The sequence below is a fragment of the Olivibacter sp. EAT-5 genome, from assembly GCF_044784325.1.
In the GTDB taxonomy this organism is placed as follows: Bacteria; Bacteroidota; Bacteroidia; order Sphingobacteriales; family Sphingobacteriaceae; genus Olivibacter; species Olivibacter oleidegradans.
This window is the reverse complement of the sequence record NZ_CP173028.1, coordinates 3,982,344-4,000,394: the sequence shown is the minus strand read 5'-3', so window position 1 is coordinate 4,000,394 and position 18,051 is coordinate 3,982,344. Positions and strand designations below refer to the sequence as shown.

Annotated in this window: 10 protein-coding genes and 1 tRNA gene; all 11 read right to left on the bottom strand. The window is 41.2% G+C overall.

The genetic code is table 11. From position 1 onward, the window contains the following. Window positions 1-163 precede the first annotated feature (163 nt). The gene (locus tag ACH11B_RS16495; RefSeq protein WP_246860277.1) at window positions 164-1,837 is read right to left on the bottom strand and encodes a RagB/SusD family nutrient uptake outer membrane protein; all 1,674 of its coding nucleotides are present in this window, start codon (window positions 1,835-1,837) and stop codon (window positions 164-166) included. An 18-nt stretch (window positions 1,838-1,855) separates the two neighbouring features. Beyond that, on the bottom strand, window positions 1,856-5,206 hold the full coding sequence (locus ACH11B_RS16490) for a SusC/RagA family TonB-linked outer membrane protein (RefSeq protein WP_041388297.1): 3,351 nt from the start codon (window positions 5,204-5,206) through the stop codon (window positions 1,856-1,858). A gap of 162 nt (window positions 5,207-5,368) precedes the next feature. Beyond that, window positions 5,369-6,469 (bottom strand): FecR family protein, encoded by a 1,101-nt coding sequence (locus ACH11B_RS16485; protein ID WP_130857315.1) that lies wholly within the window; start codon window positions 6,467-6,469, stop codon window positions 5,369-5,371. 507 nt (window positions 6,470-6,976) lie between these two features. Next, window positions 6,977-7,573, bottom strand: a complete 597-nt coding sequence (locus ACH11B_RS16480) for an RNA polymerase sigma factor (protein ID WP_130857314.1) — start codon at window positions 7,571-7,573, stop codon at window positions 6,977-6,979. A 235-nt stretch (window positions 7,574-7,808) separates the two neighbouring features. Continuing rightward, complete coding sequence (locus ACH11B_RS16475; RefSeq protein ID WP_149105555.1) at window positions 7,809-8,711, bottom strand: sugar phosphate isomerase/epimerase; 903 nt, start codon at window positions 8,709-8,711, stop codon at window positions 7,809-7,811. A gap of 200 nt (window positions 8,712-8,911) precedes the next feature. After that, a tRNA-Thr gene (locus ACH11B_RS16470) sits at window positions 8,912-8,984 on the bottom strand. Between the two features lie 58 nt (window positions 8,985-9,042). Then, window positions 9,043-9,771 (bottom strand): (Fe-S)-binding protein, encoded by a 729-nt coding sequence (locus ACH11B_RS16465; RefSeq protein ID WP_013666209.1) that lies wholly within the window; start codon window positions 9,769-9,771, stop codon window positions 9,043-9,045. Between the two features lie 299 nt (window positions 9,772-10,070). Beyond that, window positions 10,071-11,378, bottom strand: a complete 1,308-nt coding sequence (locus ACH11B_RS16460; RefSeq protein ID WP_149105554.1) for an MFS transporter — start codon at window positions 11,376-11,378, stop codon at window positions 10,071-10,073. Between the two features lie 127 nt (window positions 11,379-11,505). Then, window positions 11,506-13,218 carry a RagB/SusD family nutrient uptake outer membrane protein gene (locus ACH11B_RS16455; protein ID WP_377609391.1) on the bottom strand — a complete coding sequence of 571 codons (1,713 nt, stop codon included), beginning with the start codon at window positions 13,216-13,218 and terminating at the stop codon, window positions 11,506-11,508. A 59-nt stretch (window positions 13,219-13,277) separates the two neighbouring features. Continuing rightward, the gene (locus tag ACH11B_RS16450; RefSeq protein ID WP_377609393.1) at window positions 13,278-16,796 is read right to left on the bottom strand and encodes a SusC/RagA family TonB-linked outer membrane protein; all 3,519 of its coding nucleotides are present in this window, start codon (window positions 16,794-16,796) and stop codon (window positions 13,278-13,280) included. Window positions 16,797-16,961: 165 nt separating this feature from the next. After that, complete coding sequence (locus ACH11B_RS16445) at window positions 16,962-17,984, bottom strand: FecR family protein (RefSeq protein ID WP_130857311.1); 1,023 nt, start codon at window positions 17,982-17,984, stop codon at window positions 16,962-16,964. Between the last annotated feature and the right edge of the window lie 67 nt (window positions 17,985-18,051).

The window sequence follows — 18,051 nt, the reverse complement described above, 5'->3', positions numbered from 1 at the left end:
AATATAGCGATTTTATCATCGCATGCAAGACAAATCGCTTTTATCCAACATACGGTTATCTTTTCCTATATGTTTATTGGTGGAAACTTAAAAACATAAAGTCTACCGCAGAAAAAAAACAGGTCGGGGCGTTTTAGCGCTGCTCCGACCTGTTTTTAAATTATTACCATCCAGGATTCTGCCCCAACTTGGGATTCCGATCAAGTTGTGGCTGCGGAATCGGCCATAAATAATTTTTCGGATCTTCAAAGCGCCTATTCCATTGCGCTTGCAAATACCCTTCTGGACTGATACGGAAAGAACCGCGTGACAATTCAGGAAACCATGCGGCTTTTACTCCTTCAATGGGTGCAGCCAATCGTTCGCCCTCTTTCCACCTTCTTACATCAAAATAGCGCTGTCCTTCCAATGCCAACTCCACACGCCGTTCGCGCCGGATTTCTGTGCGAACATCCAGGCCGTTAGCGGCCATAAAGCCTAAATCCATATGAACCATACCTACCCTGTCTCGAAGAAGATTTATAGACCTATCTAAATCTTCCTGGGTCAATTTCCCCTGCTCAAAGCGGGCTTCCGCATACGTCAACAGAACCTCAGCATATCGTATTAAATGAATGTCATTGTCGTCCCTTCCAACCAGTCCAACAGCTGAAGGTGTCACATATTTCTTATAATAATAACCTGTCGTAGTCATACAACCACGGCCATCTTGATTGAATTTCGGTCGCATGAAAACACTTGGATTATCGTTCTCATTAATCGGTCTGCCGTCATAACGCCCTCCCCAGGTATCGCCTGGAACCAAAATCGTTTGCGTCATTCGAGGATCGCGATTTCGAAAAATACTTTCGTAGGTACTATCTTGGTACATAGGCGATTTATTGATTGGCAAACCGTCGGTACATAGGTAAGAATCCACCAACGAGCGTGTTGGTACAAAACGTGCCGACTGATCGGGTACTTGGATCTCCCTACTAAGGTTATGCATAATGATATCCATTAGATGTAGCCGTGCAAGGATGGTCTCTTGGTTACGGCCGTTGGCCAATTTACCGGCATTGGTGAACAATTCCCAATAAGATGTGGCTGGATTACCATTGCTATACAAGCGATACACACCTAAATCCATTACAGCTTTCGCCGCCTCTTCAGCTACATCGTATCGCCCTTCCGCCAATGCAATACGTGCCTTTAAAGCAAGTGCGGCTCCTTTATTTATTCTTCCTAAGCGATTACCTGTCGGAATTGTCGGTGATAGAATGGCTGCCGCGGTATCTAAATCTGCCAATATAAAATCCACGACTTCCTCACGGGGCGTACGTTCTCCATACACCTCTTCATCGCCAAGCTCCAAAGGCCTCAAAACTAATGGAACATCGCCCCAGAAAGAAACGACGAAACTATAGGCAAGCGCTCTTAGTACCCTGACCTCCGCTGCCAGCAGCTCGTTCGCGCCAGGGCTTGTCTCTGCCGCAGTTCGATAATTTGCCAGAAAAGTATTAGACTCACGAATGTCTCGATACATATTACGCCATTCATCATTTACTGTCGGTTGTGTAACCGGAAACACTCCCGAACCGATATCCTTATATTGATTTGTAGAAGGCCACATGGTGTTCTCGCCCATATTCTCCATATCAACAGTATTCTTTGCTTTTACCCGTGAAAAAATAGCCGTCATTGCCATTTCGAGCTGCTCTGTATTTTTCCAGTAGCGCTCATTCGGTATTGCATCCAAAGGTTCACGGTCTAAATAATCTTTACATCCGGTTATACTGAAAAAACATACCAGTATCCCTGTATAGTATACGCACTGCCTGATCATTAAGCTCTTCATTTTTTAACTATTTTTTTGCTATCGAAAATTTACGTTCAAGCCTACAACAAACGTTTTTAGTTGTGGATAAAAATTAGCCCCTTGCGCTACCGGTGCTTCAGGATCGTACCCATAAAAGAAATCGGTCAAAGTGAAAAGATTTTCCGCCGACACATAGAAGCGCAACTTACTGGCTCTAAATTTTTCGGTAATCCGACTCGGTAAGGTATAGCCCAACTGGATATTTTTTAGTCGCAGATAAGCTGCATTCTCTATCCAATAAGATGACAACCGGGTGTTATGTTGTCTATTGAATACAAAACGAGGATAACTTGCATCTGGATTTTCAGGTGTCCACCGGTCTAAATGCACTCGCTGAGGCATGGCGCTATTGTTAATGAAAGGATGCCTAGCGGAACCGGTTAACCAACCATCGGCCTTGCCCACTCCTTGTAAGAAAAAACTGAAATCAAATCCTTTCCAAGCTAGATCTCCCCTAAAGCCGTACGTATATCGTGGAATATCACTGCCTAATACATGTCGATCCTTACCGACCGTAATGGCTTCATCTTCCGGGCTAGCTGGGCGATAGATCAGATCTCCAGGAGCTACCAAATCTCCTGCCTGAAACGGAAATTTCGGCACATATTCTCCATCAATCAAGTCGAAATCGTCGATTTGAGCGATACGTTCTGCAATAAAGCCATATAACGCATCGATAGGATATCCCACTAAACGCACGCGGTCACTTAGGTTTTGGGCATAATCGTCTAAGCGCGTAATCTTGTTCCGAACATCCGATAAATTGAGATTAACGCCATACTTGACTTCACCTATTTGATCGCGCCAAGCAAGGTTAATTTCCCAACCCTTATTTTGTACTGCGCCGGCATTTTGGGAAGGATAGTTTGTCCCCATACCAATAACATCCGGCAATGGCGGATTTAACAGAATATCGTTCGTATTATTTATAAAGTAATCCGCAGTCACGTCGAAACGTCCCTTCAGCATGGTTAAATCCAGACCAACATTGAATTTTTCGGCCTGTTCCCAGGTGACAATACGGTTAGCAAACTCCGTTTGACGATAACCAATACGCGGTTGGTTTCCGATAGGATTATTGGATCCAACTTGTGCAGGTTCCAGAATAGACATATAGGGATAATAGAGATCGGTATCCCCTCTTCTTATACGATCATTCCCTTGCGTACCATAAGAAATCCGCAGTTTGGCAGTTTGAAAGGTCGTTCGCCATTTATCAAAAAAATCCTCCTCAGAGAACACCCATCCTGCTGAAACTGATCCAAACCAATTCCAACGTACTTCCGGCGCAAAACGAGAAGACCCGTCATATCGAAAATTTCCTTCAAATAGATATTTGCTGTCATATGCATAGTTTGCCCTTCCAAAAAAAGACTGCAATGCATATTGATAACCACTGCTGTTATTCAATGGATTATCAACGCCAAGATTCAAAGACGGAATATCTACCGGGAGATTCTGTCTACTTGCTGTAAAGCTATTATTGATATTCTCTTCCTGTGAAACTCCCAGTAAACCGTTTACTTCATGTTTTTCGTTAAAAGTTTTCGTATAATTCGCCGTACCAATAAAGGTCTGATAGAGATTCGTATAATCAGTCACATTAATGGAGTTTGGATAGTTCGTTTGATAAATAAGCTCATTATCATCCGGACTATAATAGTTTATAGTCGAACTTAATACAGTTCGTTTGGAATTCGAACGAACCAATCCATATTGTCCCTTAATATCCAAACCATCAGCAATCGTTAACGTCGCGCTTAAATTGGCTGTCACTTCCTGCGAACCGAAGTCATTGTATCCTCCATCATTTGCTATCGCCACTGGGTTAGCCTGACCGCCATGATAGCCCCAGCTACCATTTGTAAAACGAACCGGTACAAGGGGTGTGATACTTGTTGCTGAAGCCAGTAGGGCGCGTCCTCCATCACCTCCGGCGTTGCTTTGTACATCGCGATCAATGTAGCCCACATTAGCATCTAGCTTCAATCGGTCAAGTAACGTCGTATTAATACGGGCGCGAACATTATGCCTATTTGCTTTAAATTGATCGCCAACCACAAGACCTCCTTCACCTAGGTAACCATAAGACAAGAAATAGCTCATATCGTTGCCTCCACCGTTAATATTGACATTATGGCTCTGTTGTGGCGCATTGTCTTTGTAAATTTCTTCTATCCAATTGGTATTGGCGAAATAATTCGGATCGGATCCATTGCGGGCAATTTCAATTTGCTCAGCTGAGTAAACGGGTGTTTGCCCTGCATTTTGCGTAGCTTCGTTATGGAGTTCCATAAATTCAGGAGAGCCTAAAAACTCCGGTAAAGCCGTTGGCGTCTGTATACCATAATAACTATTCAGCGAAATATTGGGTGGCGTGCCTTTCTTTCCGGTTTTGGTAGTGACTAATATCACGCCGTTTGCTCCTCTAACACCGTATATCGAAGATGAAGCAGCATCTTTCAATACCGAAATGCTTTCGATGTCATCCGGATTCAAAATATTAAGATCGCCTCCGGGAATCCCATCTATGACCACTAAGGGTGATGCATCTCCCCAAGTACCAATGCCTCTTACTCGAATGGACGGTGCGTTTCCCCCTGGAACTGTGTTTGTATTCCTAACGGTAACTCCGGGTAGGATGCCCTGCATACCGCGACCAACATTAGTAATTGGCCTACTTTCTAAGTCTTTAGCGGTCATAGCAGTTACCGCTCCCGTTAGATTGATTTTCTTCTGGGTGCCATACCCCACAACAACAACCTCTTCAAGCGATGCTACGTCTTCTTCTAAGAAGACATTGAAATTTGCATCATTTCCCGTAATCCTCCGTTCTACTGCTTGGTACCCCATAGAAGTAAACACCAAAATATCGCCCTGGTTAACGGACAACGAGAAATTTCCATTTTCGTCCGTCGTCGTTCCTCCTTGGCGATGTTTATTACGGACGTAAACCCCAATCAGCGGATTTGCAGGTTCGTTCGTATCAAATACACGCCCATTCACAGTAAGTACGGAATCTTGTGTAGCACCAGTCCGGAGCGGTACGATGGCTCGAGCCTGAATTCTGATCTGATTACCTGAGACCATATAACTTAGGCCGGCGTCTTTCAACACCTGATCCAGTGTTTGTAGTAAATCTTTGTTCTTTGCATTGATATTGATTTTTTTACCAGCGACAAGCTTATCGCTGTAAAAAACAGCGTATTTAGTCTGTGTTTGAATTTCTTTAAAAAAATCGCTTAATGCACCGTTTTTAATTCGAACACTGATTTTACCTTGGGAGTACGAGTTAGCATGCACTACCATGACGTTAATGCAAACTAAAAATGCAGCCAATTTTAACATTCGAAAAATTTTAATGACAGTATTAACCTGCTTGGGTGGTGATTGGCAGGTGTAAAAAAAATTCATACTTTAGTAGATCGATTAATTAATTATTCCAGTTAATTTTTTGTAAACGGGGGGGTGTTGCAGCACCTTCCCTATTTGAATTTTTGGTTGATTATCCTACTTCGTCTGGATGTATACCCTCCTTCCTATTTGATTGACAGTATATTTTGAAACATCAAATACATTTTGCAACACTTCAGGCAATGTTTGAGTCAGATCCAGGCTCCCTGAAAAGGTTTCATCCTCGATGGCTGGCTTGGGCAGCTCAATTTCCGCATTATAGAAACGCTCTAATTTCTTTAGCATCTCCTCTAAGTTCATGCTATTCAAAAGCAATCTCCTATTAGTCCATGAAATCGAGCTTTCAGAGGCCGGTTGAATCAACAGCTTTTGTCGGCTTTTTCCGAAGCGAGCCTCTGTCCCCGGTTTTAGCATCCGGCGTTCAAAAGACTGATTTCCATTTGGTAACAACGCGATATTCCCCGTCAATAAAAGCACCGACACATAATCATCATCGGCATAAGCACTAAGATTGAAACTCGTACCAAGTACCTGTATTTTCATCACCTCTGATAAGACAAAGAAAGGTCTGTTGGCATCTTTAGCAATCTCAAAATAACCCTCACCTTCCAGATAAACGGCTCGGTCTTTTTCGTTAAATTTTTCAGGAAACGTTAATATGGAGCCGGCATTCAGCCAAACTTTTGTTCCGTCTTCCAAAACGATTTCACTCCGTTTTCCGTAAGGTACGCCAATTGAATTATAACCCACCTGCTCGTTTTGTGAAACATGCTCTTGTTTTACAAATTGTTTGTAAACAACCAATGTATCGTGAAGCACCCGTGTTTTTTTTTCAGCGTTGATAAATTGCACATCATCTGATTTCGAAAGGTATCCTTTATTAATAATCGCAACCTTTTGAATATCAACCTCTGGTATATTGACATGATATAAGTAAAGAGCAGCACCGATCAGAAAAAGCACGATAGCGGCCACCAAGCCTTTTCGTAGAGAGGGAGTTGTATTTTTCCGAGGCTCAATCGTATGGTGAATTTCATGCCAAAGCGCTACATTTTCCTCTTCCGAAAAAGATGCATTCTTGACGTTTTTTACTGTATCGACAATCGCGTTGGCCAAAGATGCCTGCTTATCATCGCTAGGCATGTTCACGTCTGGTTTATCCTCATTCAAAATATCTTCGGCCTTTTTCTTTCCCATTTAAGATTGTCTTTTATAGGTAAGAGTAAAGCAGTTAATTTTTATAGACTAAATTTTTAATTTTTTTTCAAAAAAACGATTTAATATTTGACAAATAATGAGACGCATACTATCATAAAAATTTCAAGTTTAGCTTGTAAATCGTTATCTTGTTTGCGTCCTTTCATCGAACTTTAAAGTCAAGAATTTCTTTTGAATTAAACAACCACCAGCCTATTTTAACAAGACACAGGACAAGACATGCTAGGTACTTTCTTCGGGGTGAGTCCAGGGTGAGTCCACATTGGGTCCAGGGTGAGTCCAGGTTTTTAAGGTAAAAACCTGGACTCACCCTGGATGGCACATAGATAGTATTTGTAGTAAATTCGAAGCAATTACCTGAAAAGTACAATTATGGTGTTGGGATGGATTACAGAGGGGAGAAGAGATCTCAGAAGCGATTAAAAACACTTAGACAAATCTAAACAAATTTATTGCTGGATCAATATAACTAAAATCAAGAAGCAGCTAATAACGAACATTAGATAACAGAAGGCAAAATACCTGCACTAGTGGTATGTCTTCTACATGCTCTCGCAATTGCTTGATTGCACGATATATTAAGGTGCGACAGCTCGCGATAGAAATATCAAGGATACTTGCTATTTCCTCATATGACAGCTCTTCATTAAATTTCAGGTAGATGACTTCCCTTTGACGTGCCGGCAGTCGTTTGATCAGCTGCTGAAGCTTAACAACAAGCTGCCTATCTTCTTCCTTTTTGATCCACACCGTTTCGGGGCTCCATTCCAGATCAAAGGGATAATCGATCCGTTCCAAGAGCGCTTGACTTCTATTATCCTTTCTTAATCGAGCTAAAACATTATTCCGCAAAGAAGTAAAAAGATAAGAAAGCGGATTAACGTCTGGATTTAGCTTGCTTCGATAATGAAAAAGATTAACAAATAGATCATGTAGGCAGTCTTTGATAACATCGCGGTCAGCATGATATTTCATGCCGAATGCAAAAAGCCGATCGGCATAAAGCTTGTAAATATTTTCAAAAGCTCGGTCGTTGCCTTTGATAAATGCTTTCCAAAATGCTCGCTCGTTTAGATTATCCATCTCTAGATCGAAATTCGACTATTCATCAAACAGGTTGAAAAAAATATTCGGCCAAAATAGCAAACAAAAAATCCTCAGATATTACGTTAAGGTTATGTTTTTATTAATTGGTTATCTATCGGTCTTCATAAAACGCTCAATCTCATTTTGAGCCCTTATAGCGCGCCGTTTAAAGCTAAAGATACTTTCTGATTTGACAACAGAAAGTATCTTTGTAATTTATGCAATCTTTCAACTAACTTAGAGCAGCTCCCACTTTTTCCAATAGAAGCTTGGTTTTCTTTATCCCTTCGTCTTCACTCAATTTACTTCCTTCGTACTCTATGCCTACATACCCTTTATATCCGGCATCTTTCACAATTTTCATCATACGCAGGTAGTCAATCTGCGTTTCATTACCTTCGTTATCGAAATCATGAGTTTTAGCGCTTACGCCTTTGGCAAATGGCATTAAGTCTGTAACGCCCTGATAACGATCATATTCGTAAAAATTACCAAAGTCCGGTAGACTTCCGCAGTTCTTTTTACCCACTTGTTTCAAAACAGCGCTCAGCCATTGTCCATCTGAAGACATACCACCATGATTCTCTACGATCACATTAATTTTATGTTTAGCCGCAAACTCGCTTAGCCTTCCTAAACCATCAATGGCAGCGCCTTTCACCTCTTCTGCAGAGCCTTTCCCGGCAGCATTTACTCGTATTGCATGGCAGCCTAAAAACTTAGCCGCTTCCACCCATTTATAATGATTCTCCACGGCCGTCTTACGTTCCGCATCGTCAGGCGCCCCCAGGCTTCCTTCTCCATCAACCATAATCAGTACATTCTTCACGCCATTATCTTTCGATCGTTTTAACATGTCTTTAAGGTAAGCTTGATCTTTCGCTTTGTCCTTAAAGAACTGATTTACATATTCTACAGCAAAAATGCCATATTTCTTTGCCGCAGTTTCCGCAAAATCTAAATTATCCATTTGTTTACCAAATAACGTCTTATGCAACGACCATTGTGCCAAGGATATATCAAAAAAATACTTCCCGTTGGTAGATGCGAAAAGGTCTAGTGGTAAATTAGATAAAGCGGTAAGGCCTAAAGCTCCTGCCCCCATTTGCTTTAAGAATTCTCTTCTGTTACTCATGATTTTTTGGTTTGTATAGGCAGGCAATTTAGAAAAAAAAGAGGAAAGATTTCTATTGCCGAAGAATATTTAATGCCAATTACGAACCTTAGGCTTACGTTTACAATCTTTTATTCAGAAATAATGTACGTTAATTTTTACAGATTACTTGCCCCATAAAAAGCACAAAAAACTGATAGGGAGACTTTTCTATTAAAGAGAGCCGACGACGGGGATCGAACCTGCGACCTACGCATTACGAATGCGTTGCTCTACCAGCTGAGCTACGTCGGCTTTTGTAAGACAAAAATAATATGGAACGCCTAATTGTCAAATCATTTTTACAAACTATTTATACGTTTCCCCATCCATTAGCCAACACATCCGCTAAGTGCATCGTTTTTATGGGAAGATTTTGCTTATCAATATAGGCCTGAAGATGCAATAAGCATGAAGCGTCTGTTGAGATGATGTACTCAGCATCCATAGCAAGCGCATTATTTACTTTTTGTTCAGCCATGGCAGAAGATATTCCACTAAATTTAACTGCGAAGGTTCCGCCAAAACCACAACAGGTATCTTGGTCGCGCATCTCAACAAGCTCCAACCCATCTACTTTTGCCAATAGCTGACGCGGTTCTTCTTTTATTCTACACTCCCTCAAGGCTGAGCATGAGTCGTGATAGACCGCTCGCCCTTCCAATTCTGCTCCAAAATAGTCCTTTTTTACTATATTTATTAAGAAGTCTGATAGTTCGTGTATACTTGATTGAATGCTACGGCACTTATTATGCACCATTGAATTGGTAAAAAGATCATTATAAGCATTTTTCACCATACCTGTGCAAGACGCCGAAGGGGATATTATATATTTAGCTTCCGCGAAATCGTCGAGAAATTTATTGCCAATAACCTTAGCCTCATCCCAAAATCCCGCATTGTAGGCCGGCTGCCCACAACAGGTCTGTTCAGGGTTGTATTGTACTTTACACCCTGCCTTCTCCAACACTTTAATTGTGTTAAAAGCGGTTGTTGGATATAGTTGATCAATAAAACAGGGTATAAATAAGCTTACTTCCATAGGTATTCCTTTTGTTTCAAAGGTAATAATTGTTTTTGATAGGTTCTATTCCGGTTGTCAAAGCCGGTGTCCTCCAAGGCCGTTTTCTCCAGCCCTTAAGTCCTTATTGGCTGCTCGCAAAAGCTCTCCGTTCTACTAAAATGCCGCCTCCAAAATTTACAACTAGCACTGGGAGGCACTAACACTCCTGTAAATTTTGCCTGCCTGCGGTAGGCAGGCAGCGGCGAGCTTTCTTTGCTTCTTTCTTTCGCGGAGAAAGAAAGAAGTTAAAATAAACGTTCCTTTAATCTTAATACACTCTAATTCAACGAAACATTCTCTTTATTATTCTGACGGAGAAGTCGAATCAAAAAGAACATACCTATGCCGAAGAACAATGCTAACGATAATGCAGAATATCGAATGTTTTTTGTTTGTTCTTCGATAAAAGCAAAAAAGAAAAGCCCAATGACAATGGCGAGTTTTTCCGTTACATCATAAAAACTAAAAAAAGCCGTTGTATCCTCTTCTTCACGGGGTATTAATTTGGAATAGGTGGACCTAGACAACGACTGGATTCCTCCCATGATAAGTCCTACTAATGCTGCTAAGATGTAAAATTGCATCTCTGTTTGTATCAAATAAGCGCTAAAACAGACAACGATCCATAACAACACGGCTATAATCAAGACCCGTACATTACCCAGTCTTTTGGCCAACGTAGACATAAAAAAAGCGCCTACGATAGCTACCAATTGAATAATCAGGATCGTGACAATTAATTTCGATGCTCCCAAATGCAATACTTTCTCGCCAAAAGCAGCCGCTACCAACATCGTTGTTTGCACGCCCATTGCGTAAAAAAAGAAAGCGCCTAGAAACTTTTTAAGATTTTGCAATCCCTTAATTTTGATCCACACCGCGTTCAGCTCATTAAAACCGCTTCTTAAAATATGTGTATTTATTTTGTTTGGCTTCGCTTTTCCTGATGGTAGCTTCTTGAACGGTATTTGAGAAAAACCCATCCACCAGAGCCCAACCAATAAAAATGAAAGACGAGGGGCAAAAGTAGCATCCTGAATACCGAACCATTCCGGTTTAAGAACAAATACGAAACAAATGATCTGTAATAAAACACTCCCTATATAACCATAAGCAAATCCCTGGGCACTTACCCGATCCTGTTCGTCAATGCTTGCTATCTCCGGCAGGTAGGAGTTATTGAAAAGCACACCCCCTATATAGCCCATCGCAGCAAGCGTACTACAGATAATTCCCCACTCTAAAGTATTTAGTTTAAAGAAAAACAGTCCAATACAGGAAAGGCCTCCCAAATAAGTAAAGACTTTCATGAATGACTTTTTGTTTCCCCTATTGTCGGCAATCGCAGAAAGAACAGGCAGTACGATGGCCATGATCAAATAAGCACAGGCAAGCGAGTAATTTGCTAATGCGGTATTAATAAATTGAAAACCAAAAAAATTAACTTGATCACCCTTATCCTGCGTAGTAGTAATCGCCGTGTAATAGGCTGGAAAAATAGTAGAAGTGATTACCAAATTATAAGCGGAGTTCGACCAATCGAACATGGCCCAGGCCCTAATGGTTGATTTATCGTTTAGTTTCATTCAAGTCGTTTCCTTTACCACAAACCTAATATTTCTTTTCCAAATTAAAGGCAAGCACTAGTCCCATTTAAACAAGAAGAGCCGTTTCATAGATAGAAACGGCCCTCTTGTTCAAGCGAAGTATGAATTAGTAACCTTCATTTTGCTTTAAAGTTCCGCTACTTTGATCGATCTGATCTTGCGGTATTGGGAAATATTCGTTCCGTGAACTAAAGGTAAGATTACGGTAAGATTGTAAAAATCCACCTTCAAATCCCGAATAGCTTTCAAGCACATCCTTGGCAACGCCCCATCGAACTAAGTCAAAGAACCGATGTCCCTCCATAGCTAATTCCAATCGACGTTCAAACCGCACCGCGTTGCGAGCGTATTCTACACTTGGAAAGGAAGGATAAGGTTTTACATCGTATTGAGCAGCTGGTGTATCTCCTATCGAAATCGGCGCTATGGTAGCCGCCCTTGCTCTAACTGAATTTACTAAGCGAAGTGCTTCACTTAAATTTCCCAATTCAATTTGACATTCGGCCGCCATTAAAACAACGTCAGCCAGTCGAATTAGGTTCACGTTCAGATCATTAATGTAGGCTGCACCGGAAACCGTATGTGAAGGGAACTGCGCGACCGGAACCTGATTCTTCTTGCCCACAAAGGGACCTGCATAACTAGCCAAACGAATCCAAGCATCACCAGGCATGGTACCATAATCCAAATAAGGAACTCCTCGCCTACCAACCGTATAATCCAGACGAGGGTCAAAACGTAAATTAACGTCTAATTGGTAATTATCCTTTGCGGCCCCGCTCAAACCAAAGTCCGACTTGTAGGGATTGCTGCGATAAGATCCGTCTAAATACGGCAAGCCTTGTTCATTCACTTTAAAGGCATTAACCAAGTCGAAGGTTGGCTGGAAGAATCCGCAGCAACCTACCGGTGAAGTGCCATACAGGCCACTCAGCATATCACCTACATTGGCGTTATCTCCGGTTCCGTCTGGACTAATAGCATGTTGGACAGCAAAAATAGATTCCGGACCATTTTCTGTTGTTACATCAAAATTATTCTCATAAGGCATGGACGTAATATCTTTTCCTGCCATTACATTTGTAAAGTGCTGCAGAGCTTCTGCATATTGTTTTTGGTACAACAATACTTTCCCCAAATAGGCTTCAGCCGCCATTTTATCTACCCGACCAACCTGTCCGTTTATTTTTTCCACGGGTAGGTTTTCCACCGCAAACTCAAGATCAGCAACAATCATTGGGTATACATCGGTATCATTTGGTTTAGTCTTCGCCTCATCCGGCGGTGTATTTTCGTCCACATACGGGATGTTTTTAAATACTCTTACTAGGAAAAAATAATAATGAGCCCTTAACATACGTGCCTCGCCTTGAATTTGAGCAGCACGATCGGCGCTAATTGTCTTATTTCCAGATTGATCAGCCGCTAACACCCGCAATGTATTGTTACATCTAGCAATTCCCTCATAATAACGGGTCCACATAACAGAAAGGTTATCGTTGGTACTTGTAGGCTGATATACCTCAATAAGATTCATGTTAGGCTGGTCAGTACCATCACTTCCCTTATGCGCGTTATCAGAGGCTACCTCCCCAAATAACCATTGGCTTGGTGCAGAAGCATAATTTCCCCAAGTCCCATCCTGATTACCATTCAAAAGTGCGTAGGCCCCAACTAGTAAGCCTTCCACCCCTTCACTACTTATCACCTGCGGGTCTGACAGCTGCCCCTGGGGAACTTTCTCCAAAAACGACTTACTACAAGAGCCTAGTGCTAAGAGAGAAATACTTATCAATATTGCAATTTTATTCTTTTTCATCGGATACGTTTTTTGTTATTAATCTGATAACTTATAGGCCTCATCAGAAACATTAATTATTAGAAGCCAATATTTAACCCTATCATATATTGACGTGGTACCGGATAAACACCAAAGTCAACTCCCAAAGCTTGAAAGGTGCTATTGGTTTGTGAGACTTCCGGATCAAGGCCAGTATAATTTGTGATGGTAAATAAATTCGTTGCACCGAGATAAACGCGGAATCTACTGATTTCAGTATTGGCTCCAAAAAGCGTCTTCACAGGAAAGTTATAGCCTATCTGAAAATTCTTCATTCGGAAAAAACTTCCATCCTGTACATAATAACTAGAGGAAGCATATTCAAAATCTGAAGCCCCTTGATAAGGCGAAGGTGTCATGCTGCCGGTATTTGTTGGACTCCAAGCGTTTAACAAACGAGTACTGGTTTGCCCAGCGAAAGTCCCGAAATCCGTAAAATAACGCGTCGCTTCATATAAGTCATTTCCTTGTGAACCATTAAAGAACATTTGAACATCAAAATTTTTGTAGGCAGCATTAATACCTAGTGAATAAACAAAATCAGGATGTGGGCTACCAATGACATCACGGTCTTCTGGACCGATGGTTCCGTTTCCACTAATATCTGCATACTTTGGTCCCCCCACACGTGCACCAGAATAAGTCGGGCTATTCGCAAGATCCTCTTCGTCTTGATAAATACCGATCATATTGTAACCATAAAACGAACCAAAAGGCGCGCCGTCTTTCAAAATAGTGGTTTGCAAGCTTCTAAAATTCCCATATACCTGCTGCGTTACGGATGGCGCTAAAGAAACCACCTCGTTTACGTTTCGCGATATATTTGCTGTAACATCCAACGTAAATGGTTTTTGTTGACTTCTGCCATAATGATATCCTAGCGACAATTCTACTCCTTTGTTTTGCATATCACCCACATTCACATAAGGAGAAGTTCCTAAACCGATCGCAATGGCAGGCAAAGGCAATTGATAAAGCATGTCGCTCGTTTTACGGTTATACCAATCAAACGACCCGTCAAAATCACCATTCAATAAAGTAAAATCAAGTCCTAAATTGAGCGATTTCACCTCTTCCCATTTGATACCTTGATTACTGTAAGCATTTTGGTAAATACCCGTTACAAATGAGCTTCCTCCCATCGGATAAGAAGATTGCGCAATAGTGGAAGAAAAGCGATTGAGGTATTGAAAGGTTGGAATCCGCTGGTTACCTGTAACTCCATACCCTGCACGGATTTTCAAATCAGACAACCAAGTAGCGTCTTTCAAAAATTCCTCTTCAGATAGCCGCCAAGCTGCACTAGCTGCAGGAAATACCCCATAAAGATTATCTGGACCGAAGTTAGACGAACCATCACGACGTACAGTTAAACTTAATAAATAACGGTCTTTAAAAGCATAGTCGGCCTTACCAAATAAAGAGAATAGGGAACCTACGTTACCTAAACTGTTATTGCTAATATTAGAGCTTCCTTGACTTAGATAAAGATAATCCAGGCTATTTAAGATAAAGAAGTTATTCCTACCTCCAGTTAATTGTCGACTGCGGCTTTTAAAAGCCTCTGTACCCAACAATACATTCAAACTGTGGTCATCACCAAGTTTCGGTTTATAATTCAAAGTGTTTGTCCAAGTCCACTCGGTATTATATCCTTGGTTTTCTGTCAAGGCGTTGTTAAAACTTCCTTCCTGAAATTCCGGATTAGGATAGACAATATCAATATTGCCCCAGTTTTCATAGCGAATACCAAAACTGGTGCGCAACATCAAACCCTCAATAATGTCGTATTCAGCAAATGCATTACCAAAAAATGTATTACTTTTCGATTTGTCATCCTTAGCTCGATAAGATATGGCCACAGGATTCTCTCCATTTCCCAAAGCACCACCTCGAGACCCGGCAAAATTCCCCATAATATCATATACAGGAATAATATTTTGTATCCTATAGGCAAATCCGAGCACGCTTCCTTCTCCCTGATAATCACCAGAGACATTAACATTAGATCCTATGCCATAATTCTCTGTATAAGAATATTGCGCGTTTTCTCCGATGCGTAATTTTTTATTAAATGCACTAAATTGGGTGTTGGATCTAAAATTAAAACGTTGGAAACCGGTATTAATCACCACGCCTTCTTGTTTAAAATACCCGCCAGACATTGCGTAGGTTGCATCATCCGACCCACCGCTAGCACTAAGTTGATAACTTTGCATAGGAGCAGACTGCGTCAGTTCTTTGAACCAATTGGTTCCCACCTTATTTGCTTGAGTAATCTGGTAAAAGGTGGAGTTATCACGCGAATAATTATATAGAGCAGGATCCACATCTGCAGCAGTAATTTGGGCGCCAACTTTTCCTCCAGCTAATAAATAATCCGGTAATACTGGGTTATCTCCAGAACCATACATCCTACCCCAGGCACTGACTGGATCTAGGCCTGCATTACGATAACCTTGATAAAGATTTTCTGCCCACTGTTGTGGATTTAACATATCTGGAAAAGCGCTACTTCTAGCTTGTTGAACACCGTAATATGCATCTAAACCTATTGTCGCTTTTCCTTTAGTACCCTTTCTTGTAGTGACAATAACAACTCCATTATTTGCACGTGCCCCATATATGGAAGCCGCCGAAGCGTCTTTCAATACCTGCATACTTTCGATATCATTCGAGTTCAACCAACCTAATTTTCCTTCATAAGGAACCCCATCAATTACATATAAAGGGTCGTTATTATTGATTGTACTATAACCGCGGATGCGTATCTGAGGTGTTGCTCCCGGCGCTCCATCAGAAACGATTTGCACGCCAGTGGCTTTACCTTGTAAGGCTTCAACTGGGCTCGCAGCAGGCTGGCTTTTCAATTGTCCAATATCAACCACCGCAACGGCACCTGTCAAGTCTTTCTTACGTTGTGCGGAATAACCGGTAACCACCACTTCGTCCAAATCGCTCGTAGTTGATTGCAAGCTGATGTTATAAGTTGTCTTCCCACTGCTAACGCGAACTTCTTGACTCGTATAACCTACATAGGAGACAACTAATATGTCGTTTGCCTTCACGGTTAAGCTATACTGCCCTTGATTGTCTGTTAAAATACCATTGGTTGACCCTTTTACTAAGACACTGACTCCTGGCAAAGGCGCATTATCCGTTGCATCGGTTACTCTACCTACAATTTTCAGTTCTTGTCGATTCTGAATGAGTAAGATCTTTTCATTTTCTACCTTATAATTAATATCCATCGGAGCCAATACCTCCTCCAACACATCCGCCAAGTTACTTTGCAAGCTTCCCACCTCCACTATTCGATGGCTTTTTAATATAGAAGGACTGTACACGAACTTTACTTGAGATTGGGTTTCCAAATTCTCTAAAAAGTTCTTCAAGGTCATCCTCTTCTTCGTTATGCTAATCGTTTTTTTCAAAGCTCCCTGTGCTTCGGCTGTATGGGCGTAGGCACTTAAGGTTCCCACCGAAATAAGAAGCGCTTGAATAAAGGATATTCTCATCGCCGTTTTTGTTAAAGCAATAATTCGTTCTTTTTTCATAAATTCGAAAAATTTTGGTTTGTGAAGGGCCGGTTTTAAGCACCGACCCTGAATCATGATTTAATCTCCGACCGGCAATACCCCCATATTGCCGGTCTTTGTTTGGTTTAGTCTACGTTGTGTTCATAAGCGATTCATGTTTGGTTTTCGTTTTATTGATTGGATTTATTGGATTTCAATTGTTTTACCGATTATATGGTAATTGGTTTCTGTAACATTGCAAACGAGATTTAGCTGATCAAACAACTCCATACCACTCAAATCTCCTCGAAATGTAATCTTCCTGACAGCTGGTCTTACACGGATATCGATATGATAAACATCACTTAATTTATTGGCTAAGTCTGCTAAACTGATTTCTTTAAATACGACCTCATCAAGTAGCGTTCTTTTCGTCTCAACAGGAATGGGCCTTTCTACCAACGTTTCACTAAAGCTTCCTTTTTGCTCGTCCAATATCGCTCGTTGATTCATCGTTAAATTCAAGGTCTTCGGTGTCTCTATTATTCGTCGTACCAAATTATTTTTAGCACTTCGTATTACTTGTACCTTACCGGTGTACACAATTACTTCGTCTTTACCCGCTCCCTTGCCCGACTGGATTTTAAAACAAGTACCTAATACCCTGGTAATCATTTCTTCATGAAATACCTGAAAAGGATTAGCGGGGTCTCCCTTCACATTAAATAGTGCGTCACCGACTAATGAAACTTCTCGTTTATTAAAACGAGTAGCATATGTTAGCTGCGCTCCTTTGAAAAGCTTAATCCGCGTTGAATCCGGCAAGGAAACTTCCAATGGTTCATCATTCGGATTTATAACTTTCGTAATGAAGCTTTCCTTTTTACTCACAAAGTCCGGTTCAACGGGATTGCACTTTAATCGATTGTAAACCCAAACCGAACCTACAATTAACAGCACCGCGGCTGCGGCTGTTGATATATAAAATCTACCGAATGGCCTAATCACCGTCGATCGACCTTTTTTTTTGTCCTCCCTTGGCTGCGTTTCCTTGTTAATCTTATCCCATAGCCGATCTTCCAGTTCTGCAAATTCGACTTCGCTTAAATTTAAATCGACATCGCTATCTAACAAATCATACCAACGACGAACGGTTTCCTGCTCCTCCTGTGTGCAGTTACCTTTTAAATAGCGCTCCAATAAACTTTGAAAGGCTTTACGGCTCATAATGATGCTGGTTAGTATAGGCCTTATAAAGGCTTTACATATCTATAGTAATACAACTAAGCCATAC